The organism is Novosphingobium sediminicola, from assembly GCF_014196525.1.
Taxonomy (GTDB): domain Bacteria; phylum Pseudomonadota; class Alphaproteobacteria; order Sphingomonadales; family Sphingomonadaceae; genus Novosphingobium; species Novosphingobium sediminicola.
In genome coordinates this window covers 443,997-452,319 of record NZ_JACIDX010000001.1, presented here as the reverse complement: position 1 = coordinate 452,319, position 8,323 = coordinate 443,997, and the positions used below count along the sequence as shown (strand labels likewise).

The following is an 8,323-nucleotide window of genomic DNA, read 5'->3' as shown; positions in this document are numbered from 1 at the left end:
CCAACATCTTTTGGGGCCGCGGCCTCGACGCATCAGGGGGAGACTTGCTGTGAAAAATGTCCTGAAGAGCGGAGCTTCGGCAATGGCGCTGATGCTTTTCACGCCGCAAGCCGCGCTGGCGGCCCCGGTCGGGGCCTGCGGCATCCCCGATACGTCGCAGAACCCCAATGTGGTGTCCTGCATATCGGACCCGACCAGCTATCAGAACGGCATCATCTATGATCAGAACACCTTTGCCACCCCGGCGGGGCTGAAGATCGATATTTACGGCACGGCGGTGGTCAACACCAATCTGGCCGGGGCGGCGGTGTCGGTGACCGGTTCGAGCGGCAATGCGGCCCAGATCGCGCTGCGTGCTGGCGCGCATGTGACCAATACGGGCATTGCCGCAGAGGCGCTGGCCTCGGGCACAGGCACTGCCTCGATTGATAACCACGGCATCCTTGCCGCCCAGACCGGCGGCCTGCTGGCCCTTGGCGACACCAGCGGGGCGGCGGGCTCGGGCTCGGTCATCAACCGGAGCGACGGCTCGGTCACGCTCATCCCTTCCTCGGGCACGGTCTATGGCGCGCTGGCGCAGGGCGGGTCGGCCAGCGTGGTCAACAACGGCGCAATCTCGCTGACCAACATCACCGGCACCGGCGCGTTCAGTGGCCTTGCCGCCGGTTCCTATGCCAGCGGCGGCACGCTCTCGATCAACAACACCGGCATTGTCTCGCTCGATGTGCGCGGCACGGTGGCGCTGACGGGCATGAATGTGATCGCCAATGCGGGCGCGGCCGCGCTGACCAATTCGGGCAGCGTGAGCGTGCATAGCGGTTCGGGCGCGGCCACGGGCATGTTGGTGAACAACGCGGGCGTAGGCGGGGCCACGACGCTGACCAACACCGGATCGCTGGCGGTGGCCTCGGATACGGGCACGGCCATCGGCATGGACGTTCAGCATGGCACCAGCGTCACGCTCAACAACACCCAGACCGTAACGGGCGGAACGAGCCTGACCGTGACGGGCGCGGATGTCATCGGCTTTCGCGTGGCCAATGCCACCGGGGCGGTGGCGCTCAACAATTCGGGCGTGGCGATCGGCCTGACGGCGGGCGCAGGCCATAGCGCGACTGCGGCGACGCTGAGCGGCGGCACCACCCAGACCGTCCAATTCACCGATGCCAAGCCGGGCAGCACGCTCTATTCGGGCGATGTTACGGTTCAGGCGGGCGGGAATGCCACCGGCATCGCGCTGAGCGGGGCGACCGGCGCGGTAAATGTCTCGCTGACCGGGGCCTCGCTCTCGGTGACCAGCACGGCGGGCAATGCCAGCGGCGTGTCGGTGTCGGGCGGGTCGAGCGTTCAGATCACGACGGCCTTTGACGCACCCAACGAGGTTGCCGCAAACATTGCGGTGACCGGCGGCGGCAATGGCGGCACGGCGGCCGGTATCGCCATTTCGGGCGCCACCGGCACCGAAACGGTCAATCTGGGCCAGAGCTTCTCGGTAACCAACACCGCCAATGGCGGCGGCGCGGCCACGGGCATCACGCTGGATGGCGGCACCGATGGCGCGATCACGCTGGCCAGAGGTCTGACGGTGACGGGCGCGGGCGCAACCGGCGTGGTCGCCGGGGCAACCACCGCCCAGTCGGGCAATGATACGCTGACCAGCAATGCCGCCTTTACGGTGGATGGCACCACGGGCAGCGCCACCGGCATCAGCCTGAACGCGGGCGGCGGCGCGTCGGCCACGGTGAGCCGCCTGTCGGTGACGGGTACGGGGGCGACCGGCGCGGCGCTGACCGGCGGCACGGGAGCGGTCAGCTTTACCGACAATGGCGCGCTTTCGGTTCTGGGCGGTACGGGCGCAGCCAGCGGCATCAGCACCACGGGCGGCACGGATCAGACCATCGCGCTGTTGCAGGGTGGCACGGTAACGGGCGCCTCGGCCACGGGCGCGACGATGAGCGGGGCCAGCGGGGCGGAGAATTTCACCGCTTCGGATGTCTTCACCGTCACGGGCGGTACGGGCAGCGCCACCGGCGTTTCGGCCTCGGGCGGCACGGCCCAGACGCTGACCTTTGCCAAGGCGCTTTCGGTCGGCTCGACGGGCGGCGTTGCCAATGGCGTGTTGACCAGCGGCTCGAACGCCGCATTGACGCTCAATGCCAATGACACGTTCACCGTGACATCGGGCACCGCCGGAGCAAATGGCGTGACCGTGTCGAGCAGCGCCAGCGCCAGCACCACCTATGCCAAGGGGCTCAATGTCCATGGCGGGGGCGTTTCCAACGGCCAGAACCTGTTCAGCACGGGCGCCATGACCACGGTGGCCAATGGCGCATGGTCGGTCATCGCCGACAGCGGTCAGGCCATCGGCGGGCAGGATTTCGGGGGCACCTCGCAATCCATCACGCTCAATGGCGCGGTGACGATCCAGGGTGTGACTTTCGCGGGCGGCTTTGCCACCAGCGGCGGCAGCGGGGCGGCGTCGATCGCCTTTAACGGCGGCCTCTCGGTCTTGGCCAGCGGCGGTTCGGCCGCAGGCGCGGCGCAGACGGGCGGCACCACCGAAACGCTCAGCGTGCTGAGCGGCGCCACCATTTCGGGTACGGCCAGCGGCACTTACGGCTTCCGCCAGTTCGGCGGTACGGATGCCACCACCTTTACCGGCACCGGCGCCATCGCCGTTTCCACCACCAGCGGCAGCGCTTGGGGCATCATCCAGTCGGGCGGATCGAGCGAGACGATCACGCTCAATGATGCGCTGAGCGTGAATGGCGCGGGCGGGAGCACCATCGGCCTGCAGCAGACGGGATCGGCCACGGGGCTTATCACCACCAAGGCGGGCTTTACCGTTGCCAACACCGGCACCGGCGCCATCGGCGTTTTGACCGCCAACAGCACCAGCAGCACGGCCAACATCAACGCCGGGATGAGCGTGACGGGCGGCAGCGGCACGTCCTATGGTGTGCAGATGACCGGCGCGGGCAGCCAGAGCGTCAATGTCACCGGCGACCTGTCGGTGACGGCTGACAATGCCATTGCCAATAACAATGCATGGGGCATCCTGCTGACCGGGGGCACGGCGAAATCGGCGGGCGTCACCGGCGCGCTGACGGTTTCGGCCAATGGTCAGGCGGTCGGCGCTTCGCTCAACGGCGGCAGCGGCGCGGCCGGTTTTACCGCCGGGGGGCCGGTCAATGTGACCTCGGTGGCGGGGTCGGCCTATGGCCTTTCGCTGATCAATGGCACGACGCACACGATCAGCACCGCCAAGACGGTCACGGTCAGCGGCGCCAATGCTGAGGTCTATGGCCTGCGCAGCAGTCAGGCCGGCGGATCGGTGGCGATCACCGCCGCCGATACGGTTACGGTCAGCAACAGTTCGGGCGTGGCCACGGGCATTCAGGTGCTGAACGGCGCCGATGTCACGGTTTCGGTGGCCAAGGCGGTGACCGCGACGGCAACGGGCACGGGCAATGCCTATGGGCTGGACCTGTCGGGCGCGACGGACATGACCACCGTGAATGTTCCGGCGGGCATCCTGATCAAGGCGGTGGCCAATACGGGCGCGGCCTATGGCATTTCGGCGGTCAATGGCGCGGGCCTGACCATCGATCCGCCAGACGTGACCGTCACCAGCGCGGGCGATGTCTACGGCGTTTACAGTTCCGGCCAGACCGGCGCGCAGAATGTGACGCTGGGCACGGTTTCGGCCACTTCGACGGGTGCGACGGCCAATGGCGTGTCGCTTTCGGGCAATGGTGCGATCACTCTGATCGATGCGGCCGGGATCACCGCCAATTCGGCCACCGGCGGCAATGGCGTCAACCTGACCCAGACCGGCACCAGCGGGGCGATCAGCGCCACGCTGAACACGGTCGCCACCACCGGGCCCGCCACCATCGGCGTCAATCTGGCCCAGAGCAATGCGGCGGGCACGACCGGCGCGATTGCCGCCACGATCCAGTCGGTGAGCACCACCGGCGCGGGATCGACCGGCATTGCGATCACCGGATCGGAAAGCGGGGCGGCCGCCCTCACGCTGGGTTCGGCGTCGCATACGGGCGGCGTGACCACCACGGGCGCGGGCGCGCATGGCGTGGTCTTGGCCACCACCAATGGCGCGGGCACGATCACCAACAACGCCACCATTGCCGTTTCGGGCAGTGGCAGCGAGGGCATCGTGGCCACCGGCGCGGGGCCGATCACCATTGCCAACTGGAACCTGACCACGGCGGCGGGCAAGGGCATTGACGTGACCGGGGCAGGCGGCGCGGTGGCGATCACCTCGACCACGGTGAGCGCGGCGGGCGGCGATGCGATCAGCGCGGTCAATACCGGGGCTGGGATCATTGGCATCAATGCCACCACCACCGGGGCCACCGGCGGGCGCGGCATCTATGCCAGCAGCGGGACGGGCGCGATCACCATCGCGGCCAAGACCACCACCGCCACGGGCGCGAACGCGATTGCCGTCTCGTCGACGGGCGGCAATGTCACGGTCAATCTGGCCGATGGCGGCGCGACCAGCAGCAGCACCGGGGCGGGTCTGAGCATCAGCACCGGGGGCACGGCCACGATCAATCTGGGCAGCGCGGCGACCTCGGCCACGATCACGGGCGCGACGGCGGGCATCAGTTCGACCGCCGCCGGGGGCCAGAGCGTCACCCTGTCGGGCATTGTGGGCGCGGGCAACAATGCCGCCGTGCTGCTGTCGGGCGGGGCGGTCACGTTGGTCAACAAGGGCACGATCAACGGCTATATGACGCTGTCGAGCGCGGGCAATACCGTGAGCAACAGCGGCACATGGAACGCCTTTGGCGGCGACACCACCTTTGGCGGCACATCGACGCTGAACAATTCGGGCACGATCAACATCAATCCGGCGGCGGTCGCGGCCTCCACCGCGCGTTTCCTCAACCTGACCTCGATCACCAACAGCGGCACGATCTCGCTGGCCAATGGCCATACGGGCGATGTGCTCGATGTTGGCGGGGCGGCGGTGACGGGCGCCTCGGGCAAGCTGGTGCTGGACGCCAATCTGGGCGTGGCGGCCGTGGGCGTCAGCGCTGCGCAAAGCGCCGACATGCTGCGCACCACCGGGGCCAGCGGCGGCACCACCACCATCGTCATCAACGACCTTGGCGCGGCGCAGGCCGGTCAGTTCAACTTCAACGGCATCCGCGTGGTCACCAATGGCGCGTCCTCGTCGGGGGCCTATGTGTTGCAGGGCGGGCCGATCAACAAGGGCTTTGTCCAATATGTGCTGGCCCAGGATTCCGGGTCAAACTGGAACCTTGTGGGCCTGCCCTCGACGGCGGCGTTTGAATTGGTGCGCACCGCATCGCAGGCGCAGAAGTTCTGGCGCCGTTCCGGCGATACCTGGGCCGAACAGGTCCGCGCCACCGATCTTTCGCGCGGTAATTCGATGTGGATGCAGGTCTATGGCGGCGGCCAGACCGACAAGTCCGCGCCGGTCTATAATCTGACGGTGCTGGGCAAATCGGTTGGCTTCAACCCCAATCTGGACATTCGCAACACATGGCAGGGCGTCCAGATCGGCTATCAACTGGGCCGCGAGAACTGGGGCGTGGGTCTGACGGGCGGCTATGGCGAACAGACCGGCAGGTTGAACGCCACGAGCGACCAGATCAAGATCAAGGGCGGCAATGTCGGCGCCTATCTGCGGCTGCTCTCGCAGGAAGGGCTCTATGCCAATGTGCTGGTCAAGGTTGATCGCTTCAGCGTGAATTACAACTTCAACGGCCTTGCCTCGGCGCCTTCGTTCAACGGTACGACCTATGGCGCCAATGTCGAGGTGGGCGCGCATCTGCGTTCGGGCACGATGTTCTTCGAGCCTTCGGCGGGCATTTCGGCCACGCATACTGATCTGGACGGCTTTAGCGGCGGCGCGGGCGGCATGGCGGTGCAGTTCACCAACAACGGCAGCGCCTATGGCCGGGTCGGCCTGCGGGCAGGGGTTGAAACCAAGTCGGCCAACTGGGTGGTGCGCCCCTATGTCGGCGTCGGCTGGGAAGGCGAACTGTCGGGTCAGGGCCATGCGCTCCTGTCCTCGGGCGGGACGGGCGTTGATTTTGCCGATGCATCGGAAGGCGGCCGCGCCCGGATTGAGGCGGGCATTCAGGGCGCCCGCACGAGCGGCCTGTCGATCTTTGCCAAGGTCGATGTGGTGGAAGGCAGCAAGGCCCATGGCGTGGCCGGACGCGCGGGCATCGCGCTGCGCTGGTGATGGATGGCGCATCGGTCGGCCCGGATACAGGGCCGACCGATGCAGCCGGATTTACGAAGCGTCGGGCGCGGGGCCGAAGGCGGCGGTGATGCGCGCCTCGGCCTCGCTCGCCTGCGCGATCATCAGGCTGAGCGCCTTGGCGGTGTCATGCATCAGGCCCGCGCTGATCGGCCTTTCGCCATTGATGAAGCGGCGAAGCGCCCTTTCATCGATCCCCAGCCGCCGCGAGGCCGCCGTGGTGCCGCCCAGCACCTGAATGCAATGGGCGAAATGTTCTTGCGGGTCCGGCATGGTGGATGATGCGGTCATGGTCCCCTCTTTCCTTCAGATGATGCGATGTTGACGCGCGATTGCGGCATGGCGGGCGGGCGCGTCAATCCCGGGATGTGCGAATGGATCTTTTATGGTTCAGTCCATGATTGCCGAAGTCTAAAACAGGCATAATAATCATGGGCTTTGACGTCATGCCCATCGCTCAGGCGCTTCCTTCGGGTGTGCGCGGATATTCGCCATGACGGGCAGGATCGATTCGGAAAGGGCGGTTCAGCCTATGGCCGTACAGGATATTGTCTTCATTCATCAGAATATGCCGGGCCAGTTCCGCCATCTGGCCATGGCTCTGGCAAAGCAGAAGGATCGGTTTCGCGTCTTTTTCATCACCTGTCGCAAGGGGGTGGATATGGCGGGGATCGAAACGCTGCGTTATGAACGGCCCCAGCCCAAGGAACGCTCGTCAGAGCCTTTCGCCCGGTCGTTCGAGGCGGCGGCGGGCTTTGGCCGGGCGGTGGCCGGTGTGGCGCTCGATCTGGCCAGGAAGGGGGTGCGGCCCGCTCTGGTCCTGTATCATCCGGGGTGGGGCGAAGGGCTTTTCCTGCGCGATATCTGGCCGGGGGCGCGGCTCTTGTCCTATGCCGAATATTATTATCAGCCGCGCGGGGGCGATATCGGCTTTGATCCGATCTTTCCGGTCACGCCTGCGGGTTTGTTCAATTCGCGCGCGATGAATGCCAATCTGCTGCTGGCGCATGAACAGGCCGATGTGCTGCTCTCGCCCACGCATTGGCAAAAGAGCCGCCATCCCGCGATCCTGCGCGGCAAGACGGCGGTGATCTTTGACGGGATCGACACCAATCGCGCCAAGCCCGACCCCAAGGCCGGCTTCAAACTGCCCGATGGGCGGGTGCTGACGCGCAAGTTCGAGGTCATCACCTATGTCGCGCGCAATCTGGAGCCGCATCGGGGCTATCATGTCTTTATGCAGGCCCTGCCCAAGCTGCTGGCCGTGCGGCCGCACGCGACCGTGCTGATCGTGGGGGGCAGTGATGTCAGCTATAGCCCGCGTCCGCGCGACGGCCATGCCGACTGGCGCGCCAAATTCGCTGCCGAGATCGATCTGGGGGCCGATGGCGCGCGCGTCCATCATTTGGGCAAGCTGCCTTATTCCGACTATATGGCGCTGCTCCAGATTTCCTCGGCGCATGTCTATCTGACCTATCCTTTCGTGCTCTCGTGGAGCTGTCTTGAGGCGATGGCGGCAGGCTGCATGCTGGTGGCCTCCGATACGGCCCCGGTGCGCGAGGTGATCAGGCATGAGGAAAACGGCCTTCTGGTGCCCTTCTTCGATGGCGATCAACTGGTGGCTGCGGTCTGCCGCGCTCTGGACGACAAGGCGTTGGCCCAGCGGCTGCGCAAGGCGGCGCGCGAGACGGTGGTGGCGCGCTATGAATTGCAGAATTGCGTTAAACAGCAGCTCGCGCTGGTCGAGCAATTGCTGGCCCCGCCGCCGCCCCGGCCCGCGCCCGCCCCGGCGCCTGTGGTGGCGTAGGGAGGTTGGGATTAAGGTAATTGCGCAGGGCAAAACCGCCTGCTGGTCAGGCAAACACAGACCCGCCCAGTGCGATGGCTTCATATCGGATTTTCGGATTGCCCGGGTCAAAATCCATCCATAAATTCCCGATTACTCAAGAGAATTTATGGTGGGCGCGACAGGGATTGAACCTGTGACCCCACCCGTGTGAAGGGTGTGCTCTACCGCTGAGCTACGCGCCCGCTGGCTTCGTATCAGCTTCGTTTCGAAGC

3 protein-coding genes and 1 tRNA gene are annotated in these 8,323 nt (G+C 66.2%); 2 read left to right on the top strand and 2 right to left on the bottom strand.

The features are described 5' to 3' along the window. Positions 1 to 49: 49 nt before the first annotated feature. Positions 50 to 6,244 carry a hypothetical protein gene (locus tag GGR38_RS02225; protein ID WP_183622195.1) on the top strand — a complete coding sequence of 2,065 codons (6,195 nt, stop codon included), beginning with the start codon at positions 50 to 52 and terminating at the stop codon, positions 6,242 to 6,244. Positions 6,245 to 6,295: 51 nt separating this feature from the next. Here GGR38_RS02225 and GGR38_RS02220 read toward each other — a convergent pair whose 3' ends face one another. Further along, complete coding sequence (locus GGR38_RS02220) at positions 6,296 to 6,553, bottom strand: helix-turn-helix domain-containing protein (protein ID WP_183622193.1); 258 nt, start codon at positions 6,551 to 6,553, stop codon at positions 6,296 to 6,298. A gap of 202 nt (positions 6,554 to 6,755) precedes the next feature. On the opposite strand from GGR38_RS02220, the gene GGR38_RS02215 reads away from it, so the two are divergent. Further along, positions 6,756 to 8,069: a glycosyltransferase gene (locus tag GGR38_RS02215; protein WP_221226955.1), complete on the top strand. Its 1,314-nt coding sequence runs from the start codon at positions 6,756 to 6,758 to the stop codon at positions 8,067 to 8,069. A gap of 149 nt (positions 8,070 to 8,218) precedes the next feature. Here the strand turns inward: GGR38_RS02215 and GGR38_RS02210 are convergent. Further along, a tRNA-Val gene (locus tag GGR38_RS02210) sits at positions 8,219 to 8,293 on the bottom strand. Positions 8,294 to 8,323: the final 30 nt, after the last annotated feature.